Raw genomic sequence first — 16,102 nt, forward strand, 5'->3', positions numbered from 1 at the left:
GTCATTCGGGCTTCGCGGGCAGGCTCAGCAGCGCTTCCAGGCCGCCCTCGGGGCGGTTCGACAGCCGCAGCCCGCCGCCGAGCGCGGCCGCCAGCTCGCTCGCGATGGCGAGCCCGAGGCCCGTGCCGCCGGTCGCGCGGTTGCGCGACGACTCCACGCGGTAGAAGGGCTCAAGAACCTTGTGCAGCTCCGCCTCGGGAATGCCCGGCCCGCTGTCGCGCACGGCGATACGCAACTCGGTGTCGGTTCTCGCCACGACCACGCGCGCGCCGCCGCCGAACTTGATCGCGTTGTCGAGCAGGTTCACGAGCGTGCGGCGCAGCGCGAGCATGCGGGTCTTCAGCGGCGCGCCGGCCTGGCCCTCGAGCACCACCTGCGCGCCGGCATCGAGCGCATCGCAGACCAGGCCATCGAGCAGCGCGTCGATGTCGACCGCGCGAAAAGGCTCCTGGCCCGCATGAGCGGCCCGCGCATAGGCCAGCCCCTCCTCGACCAGTGCCTGCATCGCATCGAGATCGCCCGCCAGCCGCGCGCCGCACGGGTCATCCTTCCAGGGCTCGAGCCGCAGCCGCATGCGCGTGATCGGCGTCTGCAGGTCGTGCGAGATGGCCGCGAGCAGCCGGTGGCGCTCGGCCAGGTGCGCATCGATGCGACGCTGCATGTCGTTGAAGGCGCGCGCCGCCTGCACCACCTCCACCGGGCCCGCCTCCTTCAGCGCGACGGCCCGCGTACCGGGCTTGATGGCATTCGCGGCCCGCGCCAGCGCGCCGAGCGGCCGCACCGCGACGCGCACGCCCCACCAGGTGGCCGCGCCCAGCAGCAGCACCTGCAGCACGAGCAGGGCGATGGCGCGCCCCGAGAGGCCCAGCGCGGGCGGGCGCAGCGTCAGCGTGAGCATCGTGCCGTCGGCCAGGCGCAGCGGCAGCAGCAAGGCGGCATCCGCGTCGGGGCCGGGCCCACGCAGCATCGGCCCCGTGCGCGCCTCGCCCACGGCGGCCGCCACGCTGCGCGCGAGGCTCAGCGACAGCGCATCGCCCGCGGGCGCGGCGGCCGGCAGCGCGGCGATCGCATAGTCGTAGTTCCTGCGCGCCAGCCGCGGCAGCCATGCCGCGCGCTCCGGGGGCGGCACACGGTCGAGGATCGCCAGCGCGCTCGCGACCTCGCTGCCCAGGTACGAGGCCATCATGTCGCGCGCCAGCAGGCCGCGCTCGTGCAGCAGCACCGCGAAGGTCAGCGCATGCGCCAGCGCCAGGCCCGCGAACACCACGACCGCGACCCGGCCGAACATCGTCTGCGCGCGCTTCATGGCGCCTCGGCCTCGGCACGCACTTCGCAGCAGAACACGTAGCCGGCCGCGCGCACCGTCTTGATGTAGCGCGGCTCGCGCGAGAGGTCGCGCAGCCGGCGGCGCAGGCGGCTCACCAGCAGGTCGATCGAGCGGTCGAAGGCGTCGCTGTCGCGGCCCTGGATCAGGCTCTGCAGCTGGTCGCGGTGCAGGATGCATTGCGGCCGCTCGAGCAGCACCTGCAGCAGCCGGTATTCGGCGCCCGTGAGCGCGACCAGCGTGCCGCTCGCGTCCACCAGGTGGCGCCCCAGCGTGTCGAGCCGCCAGTCGCCGAAGGCCAGGAAGCGCGGCTGCTGCGCGCGCCGCAGGTTGGGCGGCAGCATGCGCGTGCGGCGCAGCACCGAGCGGATTCGCGCGAGCAGCTCGCGCGTCGCGAAGGGCTTGGTCAGGTAGTCGTCGGCGCCCATCTCGAGGCCGAGGATCCGGTCGGCCTCGTCGGCGCGCGCGGTCAGCATCAGGATCGGAATCGGCGCCGCGTCGCGCGCACGCAGGTCGCGGCACAGCGAGAGGCCGTCCTCGCCGGGCAGCATCAGGTCCAGCACGATCAGGTCCACCGCGTGGGCGGCGAGCACCTCGCGCATGCGCGCGGCATCGCAGGCCGTGCTGACGCGCAGCCCGCCCTGCGTCAGGTAGTCGCGCAGCAGCGCGAGGATCTGGCGGTCGTCGTCGACGACGAGCACATGGTCGGGGCTTTCCATCGCGGCACGATAGTCGCGGCGGCGCCTGGCGCGGCCGCGGTTTTGTATCGCAGTTTGTCCGGGCCGCGCGCGGACAAGCATTGCTACAGATCCGCCGGCTTTTCGACATCGCCGCGGCGACGCCGGCCGATGCAATGGCGGCTCCCATCACCCGTGGAGCCTCCATGCACTCGATGACTTCCGCCTGCCGCGCCCTCGCGCTCGGCCTTTTGCTCGCCGCCGCTCCGGCGGCCTTCGCCCAACCCGCCGCCGGCGATCCGCGCGGCCGCTGGATCACCGCCAACGGCAACCTCGAGGTCGAGGTCTCGGCCTGCGGCGACGCGCTGTGCGGCACCGTCACGCAGGTGTTCGGCAATCGCTCGATGGCGCCAGAGGGCGGCGAGATGCAGGCCGTCGACACGCGCTCGCCGCTGGGCATGACGCTGCTCAAGGACTTCAGGCCCACGGCCGCCAGCGAGCCGCCCGGCGAATGGGAAGGCACGATCTACAACCGCGAGAACGGCAAGACCTACCGCTGCCGCATGTCGGTCGCCACCGCATCGATCGCCGCCGGCGAGCTGGTGCTCCATGCCTATGTCGGCCTGCCCTTGTTCGGCAAGACGCAGCGCTGGACCCGCGCCCCGTCGCGCCACTGAAGCAAGGCCGGCACATGCTGCAAACCCTGCTCGCCCTGGGCGCCGGCGTCGCGACCGTCGGCAGTCCCTGCATCCTGCCGATGCTGCCCCTGCTGCTCGGCGCCACGCTCGCGCCCACCGGGCCGTCCGCGCGCACGGCATCGCTGCGGCCGCTGCTGATCGTGGCCGGCTTCGTGCTCTCGTTCGCCGCCGCCGCGCTGGCCTTCGGCGCCTCGACGCGCGTGCTCGGCCTCTCGCCGCAGGCGCTGCGCGACGCGAGCATCGTGGTGCTGCTGGCCTTCGGGCTGCTGCTGTCGTGGCCGCGCCTGCTCGACCGCCTGGCCGCGCCGCTGGGCTTTCTCGCCGATGCCGGGCAGAGGCTCGGCGACCGCGCCGGTGCCAGCCATCGCGGCGCGCTGCTGCTGGGCGCGAGCCTGGGCCTGCTGTGGACGCCCTGCGCCGGCCCCGTGCTGGCCTCGGTGCTCACCCTGATCGCGACCGAGGAGCAATCGTGGACCGCTGCCTGGCTGCTGCTGATGTACGCCATCGGCGCCGGCGTGCCGATGCTCGCGATCGCCTACGGCGGACAGGCCGCGAGCGCGCGGATCCGCGTCGTGGCGAAGCACATGCACGCCCTGCGCCGCGTGTTCGGCCTGCTGATGATGGCGACCGCTTTGGCCATGGCCCTGCCGGTCGACACGCAGCTGTCGGCGTGGCTGTCGCGCGCCGCGTGGTCCTCGGGCGGTTCGTCCTCCGCGGCGTCCGTCACGACGGCGCCGGACTTCGTCGGCATCGACCAGTGGTTCAACTCGCCCGCGCTCACGATCGAGGGCCTGCGCGGCCAGGTCGTGCTGGTCGACTTCTGGACCCACGGCTGCGTCAACTGCGTCAACACCCTGCCCCACCTGCGCGAATGGGCCCGGCGCTACCGCGAGCGCGGCTTGGTGGTGGTCGGCGTGCACACGCCCGAGTTCGCGTTCGAGCGCGACGCGGCCGGGCTGCAGTCGGCGATCCGGCGCCACGGCATCGACTACCCCGTGGCGCAGGACAACCGCTACAGGACCTGGAAGGCCTGGGGCACCGCGTACTGGCCCAGCCTCTATCTCGTCGACCGCACGGGGCGCGTGGTCTTCCGCCACGTGGGCGAAGGCGACTACGAACACATCGAGCGGCAGATCGAGCAGGCGCTGCAATGACGCAGGTGCGGAACAACAGGCGCATGGCCCCTTCTCCTACAAGCACCGTCGCCATCGACGCATAGGCGCGTGCACGCTCTCTTATTAACTTGTGGGTCATCAACAGGGAGCAGCACCTCAGGAAGCCGAGCAACGCGCAAGGTCCGGGGTTTCCTTTTTTTTGCCTTTCATCCTTCGAAGGACCTTCTTCATGCCCTTGCTTCGCTCGCGCGCCCGCGGCCACGCCACCCTCGTCGCCGCCCTGGCCGGTAGCGGACTGCTCGCAGCCGCCACGCCCGCCCTCGCCGACCCGTCGCCGGCGCTCGACCGCTTCAGTCTTTCCGTCGGTGCCTATGGCGCCGATCCCAAGTTCGACGCCTCGGTGGGCACGCCCTACGGGTCGCTGCACACCGGCGACATCAAGCCCGGCCGCGTGACCATGCCGCGCATCACGGCCGACGTGCTGCTCGGCGACACGCAGGGCATCTCCTTCGACTACTTCCGCTACAAGCGCGACTACTTCGGCGGCCTCTCGGGCGCGAGCTCGCTCGGCGGCTTCGGCACCATCGCGGCCTTCGGCAACGCCAACGTCGACACGCAGGTCGACTTCGCCAAACTCTCGTACAAGTGGTGGATCGGTTCGGGCAACACGGTGCTGGGCCTCGGCGCCGGCGCGGCCTACTACCGCATCAAGCTCGGCGTGAGCGCGCTCGCGGGCGTCAACGGCCAGTACGGCACCTTCAGCGAAAGCTCGAGCCGCGACGCGATCGCGCCGCTGCTCGAGATCGGCGTGCGCCACGCGATCACGCCCGACCTGCGCCTGTTCGCCGACGCCTCGGGCGTGTGGAAGAACGGCGGCAGCTCGCACGGCAACATCTACAACGCCGCGGCCGGCGTGGAGTGGTTCCCGGTGAAGAACGTGGGCCTGGTGCTGGCCTACAACGTGACCAACATCGACATCACGCGCGACAGCGGCACGGCCGACGCGCGGCTGAAGATCCGCCTGCAGGGGCCGACGGCCTCGCTCAAGGCGCGCTTCTAAGCGCTGGTTGATCGCGGGAGATCGGCGGTGCAGCGCCGCCGATCTCCCGCCCCTATTCGCCCGGCTCGCGCGCCGAAGCCGCGAGCAGGATGGTGCGCACGTCCTTCTTGAGCACCTTGCCCACCTTCGAGCGCGGCAGGTCGGCCCACACCTCGACCTGCTTGGGCGCCTTCACGCTGCCGATGCGCGCCTTCACAAAAGCCTTGATCGCCTCGGCGTCGATGCTACGGCCCGCATGCGGCTGCAGCACGGCTACCACGCGCTCGCCCCATTTCTCGTCGGGCAGGCCGATCACCGCGCTGTCCTGCACGTCGGGATGCTGCATCAGCGCCTGCTCGACCTCGGCCGAATAGACGTTGAAGCCGCCCGAGATGATCATGTCCTTGGCGCGGTCGACGATGTAGAGGAAGCCGTCCTCGTCGAGCCGGCCGATGTCGCCCGTGTGGTGCCAGCCGAAGCGCGAGGCCTCCCGCGTGGCCTTCGGGTCCTTGTAGTAGCCCTGCATCACGAGCGAGCCGCGCACCACGATCTCGCCGCTCTCGCCCGTGGGCAGCAGCGCGCCCTCGGCATTCATCACGCCCACCTGCACCAGCGGCCCGGGCCGCCCCGCCGAGGCGAGGCGATGCCGGGCCACCGAGCCGTCGGCATTGAAGTGATCGCGCGGCGACATCATCGAGATCATCATCGGCGCCTCGGTCTGGCCGAAGAGCTGGGCCATCACCGGGCCGATCTTCGTGAGCGCCTCCTCGAGCCGCGCGGCCGACATCGGCGCCGCGCCGTACCAGAAGCACTGCAGCGAATCGCGCTTCGTCGCCGCGAGCTCGGGATGCTGCAGCAGCATGTAGATCAGCGTCGGCGGCAGGAAGGCGTGGGTGATGCGGTGGCGCTCGATCAGCGCGAGGAACTCGCCGAGGTCGGGCTTGGGCATGATGACCACGCGCCCGCCGAGCGCCATCACCGGCAGGCACAGCACGCCGGCCGCGTGCGTGAGCGGCGCGAGCGCGAGGTAGGCGGGCCGGCCCTCGAAGGGATAGCCCATCAGCGTGAGCGCCGACATCGCCTCGAGGTTGCGCCCCGTGAGCATCACGCCCTTGGGCTGGCCCGTGGTGCCGCCGGTGCCCGCGATCATCGCCACGTCGTCGGGCGGCGCGATATCGAGCGGCGCGTCGTCCAGGCCCTCGAGCCAGTCGTCCATCGAGGGCGCGAAGGGTTGCCGCGCGTCGAGGCAGACCAGCGCGCGCAGCTTGGGCAGCTGCGAACGCATCTGCTCGACCATGGGCGCGTAGTTGCCGTGGAACACCAGGCAGGCGCAGTCGAAGGCATCGAGCACGAAGGCGTTCTCGCTCGCTTCGTTGCGCGGGTTGATCGGGCACCACACGCAGCCCGCGCGCGAGATGCCGAACACCGTGGCGAAGGCCATCGCATCGTTGCTCGAGAGCACGGCCACCTTGTCGCCCGGCTCGAGGCCCGCGCGCCGCAGGCCGCGCGCCACGCGCCAGCTGATGCGCTGCACCTGGGCATAACCGAGGTCGGTCTCGCCCAGGGTCAGGCAGGGCGCGTCGGCGCCCAGCTGGGCGCCCTTGTCGAGGTAGTCGACGAGACGCATCGGGGTCAGCCCATGCGCGTGAGCACGGGTTCCTGCACCAGGCCGAAGCCGCGCAGCGCGCCCAGCAGCTCGCGGTGGCCGAAGGCCTGGCAGCCCGAGGCGAAGCCCGCGCGGCGCGGCGGCTGCTGCAGCAGCGAGGCCGCCGCATAGGCCTGCAGCAGGCCGGTCTGCTTGTAGTTGCAGTTGCCGAAGATCACGCAGTGCACGCGGCCCAGCGGACCGGAGGCATGCACCGAGTCGACCGACTTGTTGATGCGCGGGTTCTCGCGTGGCGGCATGGTGTTCATCACGCTCGAGGCGGTCTTGGCCAGCGCCTCGTAGCGGTCCTGCTCGTTCATGCCTTCGGTGGCCTCGAGCGCGGCGGCCACGATCTGCGGCACGCCCATCATCAGCGGCTTGTTGAAGACGCCGCCGAGCACCTTCACGTTGGCCACGCGCGGATCGCGCTTGAACCACACCGGGTGCGAGGTGCCGCCCCAGGGCAGCGCGAGCGCGGCCTCGTGCTGGCCCGGGATCGACAGGTGGTAGAGGCCGGCATCGGGCTGCCACTCGACATACTCGTTCTGCTCGAGGTAGTAGGCCTTCGACGTCGCTGCATTGACGAGGATGGTCTGCGTCGACGCGATGGTCGGGCTGCCGCCCCAGAACACGGCGATGTCGAGCGTGTCGAGGCCGGGGGTCTCGAGGCACAGCTGGGCCGCGATCTCGCCCGTGGTGTACATGTGGGCCAGGCCCGGCGAGAGCAGCAGGCCGGCGGCGGCGAATCTGGCGCCCCATTGCTGGTCGAGCGTGATAAGCCAGTCCTGCTCGCCCGTGGTGTCGGTGTAGTGGCAGCCGGCGTTGAGGCAGGCCTCGACCACCTCGGGGCCGAATTTGGCGAACGGCCCCACGGTGTTGAGCACCACCGAGGCGCCGGTGAAGAGCTCGGTCAGCGCCGCCACCGAATGCGCCACCTCCACCACCTCGTAGCGCGCGGTCTCGATGCCGGGCACGTTCGACTTCATCGCGGCATCGAGCTTCTCCTGGCTGCGGCCCGCGGCGATGAACGGGATGTTGTATTCGCGCAGGTACTCGCAGACCAGCCGCCCGGTGTAGCCCGAGGCGCCGTACACGATGACCGGCTTCTTGTTCTTGCTGCTCATTTCTTGTCTCTCCTTGTCTTGATCGATCACATGCCCATGCCGCCGTCCACCGCGATGCCGGCGCCGGTGATGAACCGGGCCGCGTCGGAGCAGAGGAAGACCACCACGTCGGCCATGTCGCCGACCTCGCCGAGCCGGCCCAGCGGCGTCTGGCCGATCACGTCGCCGACGGCCGCCTCCACGCTGGGCGCGAGGCCCGCGGCGACGATGTCGTTCGCGAGCTTCATGCCCATGTCGGTGGGCACCAGCCCCGGGTAGATGCAGTTGACGCGCACGCCGTAGCCCAGCTTGCCGGACTCCATCGCGGCCACGCGGGTCGCGCGGTCGACCGCCGACTTGGTGGCCGAGTAGCCCGCGATGGCGGGAAAGGCGATGGTCGCGGCGACCGAGGCGATGTTGACCACCGCGCCGCCCGCGCCCGCGGCACCGCCCGGACGCATCGCGCGGAACGCGTGTTTCATGCCGAGCAGGGTGCCGGCCACGTTCACGTCGAGCATGCGCCGCAGGTCGTCGGCCTGCACGTCGACCACCAGCGAGGTGATCTCGATGCCCGCGTTGTTGACCACGATGTCGAGCCCGCCGAGCTCCTTCACCGTGGTCTCGACGGCCGCGGCCCAGGCCGCGTCATCGGTGACGTCGAGCGGCACGAAGCCCGCCTTCGCCCCGCCGGACGAGAGGCGCTGGGCGGTCGCGCGCCCCACGTCGGCGAGCACGTCGCCGATCATCACCGCCGCGCCGGCCTCGGCCAGCGCCTGCGCGATGCTGGCGCCGATGCCGCGCGCGCCACCCGTCACGAGCGCCTTGCGCCCCTTCAGATCGAACTGTCCCATCGCTTGTCTCCTGTGGTCTGGTTGTGAGATGGAGCGGCCATCCTAGAAATCGTCTTGACGAGTGTCAAGATTTTCTTTGACGACTGTCCAGATTTTCTAGAATGGGTTCCGCACGGGCCGGAACGCCGTTTCGCACGGGCGTGCCATGCGTGCTATGGTTTGCAGATCAACCGACAACGAGAGCGGCCCGCGCATCGCGCGGCGCGGTGGAAATGACGACACGACAGCAGGAACAACCGTCGACGGCCCGGGTGCCGAAGGCCAGGGTCGACAAGTTCGAGGAACGACGCGCCGAGCTCGGCGAGGCCGCGCTGACCACGCTCGCGACGCTCGGCTACGCGCGCACCAGCCTGCGCGAGATCGCGCAGAACACCGAGTTCTCGCACGGCGTGCTGCACTACTACTTCAGCGACAAGGTCGATCTGATCGTCTGCAGCGTGAAGCAGTACAAGGCGCGCTGCGTCACGCGCTACGACCATGCGGTCGACAGCGCCACCACCTTCGACGAACTGACGGAAGGCTTCCTGCAGAGCCTGGCCGACACGCTGCGCGACGAGGGCCACATGCACCGCCTCTGGTACGACCTGCGCTCGCAGGCGCTGTTCGAGGCCGCCTTCCGCGACGACGTGACCGAGATCGACAGGAGCCTCGAGGCGATGATCTGGCGCATCATGGTCCGCTTCGAGGAGCTCGCGGGCGTGCCCACGGGCCTGCCGCCCGCCGCCGCCTATTCGCTGTTCGACGGCCTGTTCCAGCAGGCGCTGCTGCGCCACCTGTCGGGCGAGGCCGATGCGGCCGAGCGCATGAAGGACGACGTGCGCGCGGCGATCCTGCGCCTCTTCCCGCGGCCCGCCGAGCTCCGCAAGCCGGCGGCCGCGCGCAAGCGCCGCGCCTGACTCAGGCCTTCGTTTTCTTCGCGGCCTGCACCGCCCGCGCGCCGGCCCATTCGCCCGACGCGCACAGCCCCTGCATCACCTCGGCGATCAGCGCGCAGATCGCGCGCTTGGCATTGCTGGTCGGCAGGTGCTGCGAGACGCACAGCCCCAGCGTGCGGAACATCGCGGGCGAGGCGATGCGGTGCGCCGCGAGCCGCCCTTCGCTGACCTCGCGCTGCGCGAGGCCCAGCGGCATGATGGTCGGCCCCAGCCCCGCCTCGACCGCGGCCTTGAGGGTGTAGACCGAATTGATCTCGGCCGCCACGCGCGCGGCCGGCTGGCCCGCGGCCTCGAGCACCGCATCGACCAGCCAGCGCGTGCAGTGCCCGTGCGCATTGGCGGGCCACACCAGCGGCCGCGCGGTCGCCTGCGCGATGCTCACCTCGCCCTCGGGCAGCGCATGCGGGCTCTGCGGCGATTCGAGGAACACGAAGTCCTCCTCCACCAGCGGCGTGAAGGCCACGTCCTCGGCGGGCATGGTGGGCGAGAACACGGCCACGTCGACCCGGCCGCGCGTGAGCTGGTCGGCCATGTTGCCCGTGAGTTCCTCGTTGAGGTGCAGCACCACGTCGGGATAGCGGCGCGCGGCCGCGCGCATCAGCGGCAGCGCGATCATCGGCGACACGCTCTGCGGCAAGGCCGCCACCACCGAGCCCACCACCGCGTCGGCGGCCACGCGCACCGCGGCGCGCGCGTCGCTGACCTGCTTGGTGATGCCCTGCGCGTACTCGTAGAACACCTTGCCGGCCTCGGTCATCGCCACGCCGTTGCGGCTGCGCAGCAGCAAGGGGGTGTCGAGCTCGGCCTCGAGTTCGGCCATCTGCTTGCTCAGCGCCGACTGCGCCACGTAGAGCTGCTGCGCGGCGCGCGAGAGGCTGCCGCAATCGACGATGGCAACGAAATACTTGAACTGGCGCAGTTCCATCGGCGGGGGTCTCCGGCCATTCGCCACAGGGTTGCGGGAACGGCCGGCCATTCTAGGCCGCCCCCTCGCGGCCCCCGGGTCGGACGAGGCCTCAGTTCACGCAATCGAAGCTCGCCGCATCCTTCGTATTGCCCGCGCCCTTGTAGCGCGGGTACGCGGGGTATTTGCACATCGGCCGCGCGAGCGCCGTGGCGCCCGTACCTGCCTCGAGCTTGCGCTGCACCAGGCCCTGCGCCGACGCCGGCACGCCCTGCTCGACCCAGGTCGCCATCGCCTTCAGCAGGTCGACCTTGTCGGCGCCCGGCCCGCCCGCGCAATGGCCGACGCCCGGCGCGAGGAACAGCTCGACGGTCTGGTCGGCCTTGGCCTGCCCGAGCTTGCCGACCACCTGGTCGTAGTAGCGCGAGGTGTCGCGCGCGCTCACCGAGGTGTCGTTGGTGCCGTTCCACAGGATCAGCTTCGAGCCGCGCGCATGCAGCCGCTCCAGGTCGGGATCGGCCGCGCTGAACAGGCCGCCGACCACGCCCATGCGCGTGAGCCACTGGTCGGGGTTCCAGGCCAGCGTGTCGAAGGCCGGGTCCTGCGTGATGAACGAGCGCACGAAGCCGTCCGAGAACATGCCCTGGATCGAGTTGCCGCCGAGCGCCGCCTGCGGCCAGATGTACGAGCCCCAGCCATCGGCCGTGTTCTCGAGGCCGAAGTTGTAGCCCGGATGCGACCAGGCCCCGTCGGACGTGGCGACCGGCGAGGTGATGATCTTCACCGTGGCGATCTGCGCGTCCGACAGGCAGGCATCGCCGGTGTCGGCGCCGCCCGCGCAGCGCAACGGCGCGGGGTCGTAGTTGCAGGCCGCGGGCTTCGAGACGATGCCGTCGGCCACGCCGTCGAGCGCATCGCACTGCGCGAGCACCGCGTTGGCCAGCAGGGTCTGCTTGGCCGGGTTCAGCGTGTTCGCCGGCACGCGCACCTGCTTCGAGATGCGGTTGAACTGCACGAACAGGCCCATGATGTTGCCGGCCGGCGCGCGCGCGACGATGCCGTCGAAGTCCTCGGGGAAGCGCTGCGCGAGCATCAGCGCGTCGTGGCCGCCCATCGAGCAGCCCTCGAAGTAGCTGCGCGCGGGGCCGCTGCCGAAGAAGGCCGCGATCAGTTCCTTGCCCGGCGGCAGCGCGCGGTGCTCCGATTGCTGCGTGAAGTCGAGCAGCTTCGCGGGATCGGCCGCGAAGCGCGCCGCGAAGTAGCCCGCGTCGCGCACGCCGGGATAGTCGTAGCCGCCGTTGGTGCCGATGGTGGCGTAGCGCTCGCTAAAGATCGAGGCGCTGAACTGCGGATCGGCCGCGCTGGGCAGCGCGCCGTCGAAGCCGCCGCCGCCGATGAAGGCCAGCTTGCCGTTCCAACCCGAGGTCGGCAGGCGCGCCTCGAAGCGCAGGCTCGAGCCCTGGAAGCTCGCGGTGAGCACGCAGTACTCGGGCTGCACGCCGGTGGCGGCGACCAGCTTCGCATCGTCGACGCGCACCGCGCCTTCGGCAACGGATCGGCCCTTGAACGCGGGGCATTTCTCGGCCAACGACTGCGCGGGCGGCGGTGCCGCCGGTGGTGCGCTCGCCGGTGGCGCGAGCGGCACGAAGCCGGCCCCACCGCCCCCGCCGCCACATCCCGCCATCAACGCAGCCGCGGCCATCGCGACCCATGGGTTCCTGTGCAGATGCTTCATCGTCCTGTCTCCTGTGTTGTCGTCTTCGGATGCATTCAGAGCATGGCGTGGTCCACGACCTTGCCGGGATTGAAGATGTCGTGCGGATCGAGCGCGCGCTTGATCGCGCGCATCAGCCCCACCGCCTGCGCGCCGTGCTCCTCGACCAGGTACTGCATCTTGTGCAGCCCCACGCCGTGCTCGCCGGTGGAGGTGCCGCCATGGCGCAGCGCGCGCTGCACCAGCCGGTGGCTGAAGGCCTCGGCGGCAGCGTTCGCGGCGGCATCGTCGGGATCGACCAGCACCAGGCAATGGAAATTGCCGTCGCCCACGTGCCCGAACACCGGCGCCAGCAGCCCGTGCTCGGCGATGTCGGCCTGGGTCTCGTCGATGCACTGCGCGAGCGCCGACAGCGGCACGCAGGCATCGGTCGTGAGGCTGCGGCAGCCGGCCTGGAGCTGCAGGCAGGCGAAGTAGGCGTGATGGCGCGGCGTCCACAGCCGCGAGCGCTCTTCCTGCCGCAGCGCCCACTGGAACGCACCGCCACCATGGCCGGCCACGATCTCGCGCACCAGTTCGGCCTGTTCGTCGATCTGCGCCTTGCTCGCGCCGAACTCGAGGAACAGCGTCGGCTGCTCGGCCAGCGTGGTGCGGCTGTGGGCGTTCACGGCGCGGATCGTCAGCGCATCGAGCATTTCGGCGCGCGCGAGCGGCACGCCGAGCTGGATCGCCTCGATCACCACGTCGACCGCCGCGCGCACCGAGGGGAAATGCACCACCGCCGCCGCATGCGCCTCGGGATGCGGATGCAGCCGCACCGTGGCCTCGGCGATCAGGCCCAGCGTGCCTTCGGAACCGCAATAGAGTTGCGTGAGGTTGTAGCCGGCCGAGCTCTTGCGCGCCTGCGTCGCGGTGCGCACCACCTCGCCGTCGGCCGTCACCACCGTGAGGTTCACGAGGTTGTCGCGCATGGTGCCGTAGCGCACGGTGTTCGTGCCCGAGGCGGCGGTCGCGACCATGCCGCCGATCGAGGCGTCGGCACCGGGGTCGACCGAGAAGAAGAAGCCGCTGTCCGCGAGCGCCGCGTTGAGCTGGCCGCGCGTCACGCCGGCCTCGACCGTGGCCGTGAGATCGCCGCCGCGGATCGCGAGCACGCGGTTCATGCGCGAGAAGTCGATGCACACGCCGCCCTGCACCGCGAGCAGGTGGCCTTCGACCGACGAACCCACGCCGAAGCCGATCACCGGCACGCGTTCGCGCGCACAGGCGCGCACCACGAAGGCCACTTCGTCGGTGCTCTGCACGAACACCACCGCGTCGGGCGGCTGCGGCGCATAGGCCGATTCGTCGGTGCCGTGCTGCAGCAGCACGGCCTGGCTGGTCGACAGGCGTTCCTCGAAACGCCGTTGCAGGAGCGCGAGCAGTTCGGCCGAAGGCGAACGGCGCGCAGGGGAGATCACGACCGCATCCATGGGGTGGGACTTTCTGTGGGGAACCGGGAATGAAGCGCCGCGGACGAACGCCGCGGCGCGAAAAAGACGAAGACTCAGCGCCGCGCGGCGGCCGGCTTGACCAGCAGCACCAGCACCGCGCCCGCCACCAGCAGGCCCGCGAGCATGTGCAGGCCCGCGTCGGTGCTCTGCGTCGCGTCCTTGATCAGGCCGATGAGGAAGGGCGCGCTGAAGCCCGAGAGGTTGCCGAAGGAGTTGATCAGCGCGATGCCCGCGGCGGCGGCCGCACCGCCCAGGAAGGCCGTCGGCATGCCCCAGAAGATCGGCAGGGTCGACATGATGCCCATGGTGGCCAGCGTGAGCCCGGCCATCGCGAGCACCGCGTTGCCGTGGAAGGCCACGCTGAGCACCAGTCCGACCGCGCCCACGATCGCGGCCAGCGCGCTGTGCCAGCGGTACTCGAGCCGGCGGTCGGCGCTGCGCGCCATCAGGTACATCGCGACCACGCCGAAGGTCCAGGGGATGGCGCTCAACAGGCCGATGTCGAGCGCGCCCTTCACGCCGATCGCCTTGATGATGCTCGGCAGCCAGAACGAGATGCCGTACAGGCCCGAGGTGTAGGCGAAGTACACCAGCGCCAGCAGCCAGACGCGGCCGTTGCCCAGCACCTCGAGGATGCGCGGCTCGGCCTTGCCCTGGTTCTCGGCCGCGATGTCGCGCGCGATCAGTTCGCGCTCGGCGGGACTGAGCCACTGCGCGTCCTTCACGCGGTCGTCGAGGTAGCGCCACACGAGCAGGCCCAGCGCCACCGTCGGCAAGCCCTGCAGCAGGAACAGCCATTGCCAGCCGGCCCAGCCGTTGACGCCGCCCATGCCCTGCAGGATCCAGCCCGAGATCGGGCCGCCGAGGATGCCCGCGAACGGGATCGCCGCGAGGAACAGCGAGGTCGCCTTGCTGCGCCGCGCGGCCGGGTACCAGTAGGTCAGGTACAGGATGATCCCTGGGAAGAAGCCCGCCTCCGCCGCGCCCAGCAGGAAGCGGATCACGTAGAAGGACATCGGCGAGCTCACGAACATGGTGCCGGCCGACAGCAGACCCCAGGTGATCATGATCCGCGCGATCCAGCGGCGCGCGCCCACGCGGTGCAGCACCACGTTGCTCGGCACCTCGAACAGGAAGTAGCCGATGAAGAAGATGCCCGCGCCCAGGCCGTACACCGCCTCGCTGAACTGCAGGTCGCCCTGCATCTGCAGCTTGGCGAAGCCGACGTTGACGCGGTCGAGGTAGGCCACGATGTAGCAGACGAAGAGCAGCGGGATGAGCCGCCAGCCGACCTTGCGGTAGACGTCATCGGCGCCGCCGTCCTCTTGCGCCGCCGCTGCCCGGGGCCGTGTGATCGCGCTCGTGTTCATGGAGTGGGTGTCTCGCTGTGCTGGTGATTCGGTGCGCCGATGGTCGCGGCGGCACGCGAGGGCACCGCAGCGGGTTTACGCGCAAGATTCATATGGATTGAAGATCGGCGCATCTCCGATCGAGATGCTTGGCGCGGCGGCCTTGTCCCCACGAGGCGTCGGTCGCGATACGCGTGCGATCATTTCCCTCGCCTCCTCCTTCGCCGCCCATGCCCTCCTTCAACCGCGCCTACCAGCAGACCCTCCAGGCCGGCCGACTCACGCTCGGCCTCATGACACCGATCGCGCGCCCCGACGATGCGATGGCCGACCTGGCCGTCGAACGCGATCTCGCGCAGCGCGCCGACGCGCTGGGCTACGCGGCGCTGTGGACGCGCGACGTGCCGGTGCTCGCGCCGCAGGGCGAACAGATGATGCCCACGGCCCCGCTCGACGAGCCCCTCCTCTGGCTCGCCACGCTGGCCGCGGCCACGCAGCGCATCGCGCTCGGCACGGCCGCCGCGGTGCTGCCGCTGCGCCAGCCGCTGCACCTGGCCAAGGCCGCGCTGTCGCTCAACCGGCTGTCGGGCGAGCGCTTCATCCTCGGGCTCGGTTCGGGCGACCGCGAGGCCGAGTTCGCGATCTTCGGCGAGGACATCGCGCAGCGCGCCGAGACCTTCCGCGAGCGCTGGATGCTGGTGCGCTCGGCCCTCTCGCCGCTGGCTGCCGAACGCGCCGCACTGCGCGAGGCCGCGGCGGGCCACGAGCTGATGGCGGCGCCGGCCGAACGCATCGGCATGGTGGTGGTGGGGTCGGCGCGGCAGTCGCTGCAATGGACCGCGTCCCATGCCGACGGCTGGGCCACCTACCACCGCGACGAGGCGCGCCAGCAGGGCCGCATCGGCCTGTGGCAGACCGCGCTGCGCGAACGCGCGGGCGGCGAGGCCAAGCCCTTCATCCAGTCGCTGCAGCTCGAATTGCTCGAGCGCGCCGACGCGCCGGCCGAGCCGATCGAGCTGGGCCTGCGCACCGGGCGCGACGCCTTGGTGGCCTACCTCGACCGGCTGGAAGACGCGGGCGTGGCCCACGTGCTGATGAACATCGCGCGCGGGCCGCGCGATGCGCGCGAGATCGTGGAGGAACTCGGGCGCGAGGTGCTGCCGCGCCTGAAGAGCGCGACCGCTCGTTCCCCTACCCGTTCACGCTGAGCCTGTCGAAGCGCCGCGCAAGGCTTCGATCCTTCGACAAGCTCAGG

14 protein-coding genes are annotated in these 16,102 nt (G+C 70.9%); 5 read left to right on the top strand and 9 right to left on the bottom strand.

The features are described from left to right. Position 1: 1 nt before the first annotated feature. Positions 2-1,306, bottom strand: a complete 1,305-nt coding sequence (locus INQ48_22850) for a HAMP domain-containing protein (protein ID QRF56188.1) — start codon at positions 1,304-1,306, stop codon at positions 2-4. Beyond that, the gene (locus tag INQ48_22855; GenBank protein QRF56189.1) at positions 1,303-2,043 is read right to left on the bottom strand and encodes a response regulator; all 741 of its coding nucleotides are present in this window, start codon (positions 2,041-2,043) and stop codon (positions 1,303-1,305) included. Before INQ48_22855 ends, INQ48_22850 begins: the two co-directional genes overlap by 4 nt. Before the next feature lie 164 nt (positions 2,044-2,207). On the opposite strand from INQ48_22855, the gene INQ48_22860 reads away from it, so the two are divergent. The 3 genes from INQ48_22860 to INQ48_22870 all read left to right on the top strand — a co-directional run bounded on the left by INQ48_22860 (position 2,208) and on the right by INQ48_22870 (position 4,874). After that, positions 2,208-2,678 (top strand): DUF2147 domain-containing protein, encoded by a 471-nt coding sequence (locus INQ48_22860; GenBank protein ID QRF56190.1) that lies wholly within the window; start codon positions 2,208-2,210, stop codon positions 2,676-2,678. A gap of 14 nt (positions 2,679-2,692) precedes the next feature. Then, entirely contained in the window at positions 2,693-3,853 is a 1,161-nt protein-coding gene (locus tag INQ48_22865) for a cytochrome c biogenesis protein DipZ (protein ID QRF56191.1), read from the top strand. 190 nt (positions 3,854-4,043) lie between these two features. Further along, positions 4,044-4,874, top strand: a complete 831-nt coding sequence (locus INQ48_22870) for a hypothetical protein (protein QRF56192.1) — start codon at positions 4,044-4,046, stop codon at positions 4,872-4,874. A gap of 52 nt (positions 4,875-4,926) precedes the next feature. On the opposite strand, the gene INQ48_22875 is transcribed toward INQ48_22870, so the two are convergent. Genes INQ48_22875 through INQ48_22885 form a run of 3 tightly spaced genes read right to left on the bottom strand, consistent with a single transcriptional unit; the run spans position 4,927 to position 8,452 of the window. Further along, a complete protein-coding gene (locus tag INQ48_22875) occupies positions 4,927-6,480 on the bottom strand; it encodes a long-chain fatty acid--CoA ligase (protein ID QRF56193.1) in 1,554 nt (517 codons plus the stop codon). Between the two features lie 5 nt (positions 6,481-6,485). After that, on the bottom strand, positions 6,486-7,622 hold the full coding sequence (locus INQ48_22880) for a saccharopine dehydrogenase NADP-binding domain-containing protein (GenBank protein ID QRF56194.1): 1,137 nt from the start codon (positions 7,620-7,622) through the stop codon (positions 6,486-6,488). Between the two features lie 26 nt (positions 7,623-7,648). After that, on the bottom strand, positions 7,649-8,452 hold the full coding sequence (locus tag INQ48_22885) for an SDR family oxidoreductase (protein QRF56195.1): 804 nt from the start codon (positions 8,450-8,452) through the stop codon (positions 7,649-7,651). Positions 8,453-8,664: 212 nt separating this feature from the next. Here INQ48_22885 and INQ48_22890 point away from each other — a divergent pair, with 212 nt between their 5' ends. Further along, on the top strand, positions 8,665-9,348 hold the full coding sequence (locus INQ48_22890) for a TetR/AcrR family transcriptional regulator (GenBank protein QRF56196.1): 684 nt from the start codon (positions 8,665-8,667) through the stop codon (positions 9,346-9,348). Position 9,349: 1 nt separating this feature from the next. On the opposite strand, the gene INQ48_22895 is transcribed toward INQ48_22890, so the two are convergent. The 4 genes from INQ48_22895 to INQ48_22910 form a co-directional block, all read right to left on the bottom strand. Next, entirely contained in the window at positions 9,350-10,312 is a 963-nt protein-coding gene (locus INQ48_22895) for a LysR family transcriptional regulator (GenBank protein QRF56197.1), read from the bottom strand. A gap of 91 nt (positions 10,313-10,403) precedes the next feature. Continuing rightward, positions 10,404-12,026, bottom strand: a complete 1,623-nt coding sequence (locus INQ48_22900) for a tannase/feruloyl esterase family alpha/beta hydrolase (protein ID QRF56198.1) — start codon at positions 12,024-12,026, stop codon at positions 10,404-10,406. A gap of 35 nt (positions 12,027-12,061) precedes the next feature. After that, positions 12,062-13,477 carry an FAD-binding protein gene (locus tag INQ48_22905; protein QRF56199.1) on the bottom strand — a complete coding sequence of 472 codons (1,416 nt, stop codon included), beginning with the start codon at positions 13,475-13,477 and terminating at the stop codon, positions 12,062-12,064. Positions 13,478-13,551: 74 nt separating this feature from the next. Then, positions 13,552-14,868: an MFS transporter gene (locus INQ48_22910; protein ID QRF56200.1), complete on the bottom strand. Its 1,317-nt coding sequence runs from the start codon at positions 14,866-14,868 to the stop codon at positions 13,552-13,554. A 209-nt stretch (positions 14,869-15,077) separates the two neighbouring features. On the opposite strand from INQ48_22910, the gene INQ48_22915 reads away from it, so the two are divergent. Continuing rightward, positions 15,078-16,055: a TIGR03571 family LLM class oxidoreductase gene (locus INQ48_22915; protein ID QRF56201.1), complete on the top strand. Its 978-nt coding sequence runs from the start codon at positions 15,078-15,080 to the stop codon at positions 16,053-16,055. Positions 16,056-16,102: the final 47 nt, after the last annotated feature.

It is taken from the genome of Variovorax paradoxus (assembly GCA_016806145.1).
Lineage (GTDB): Bacteria > Pseudomonadota > Gammaproteobacteria > Burkholderiales > Burkholderiaceae_C > Variovorax.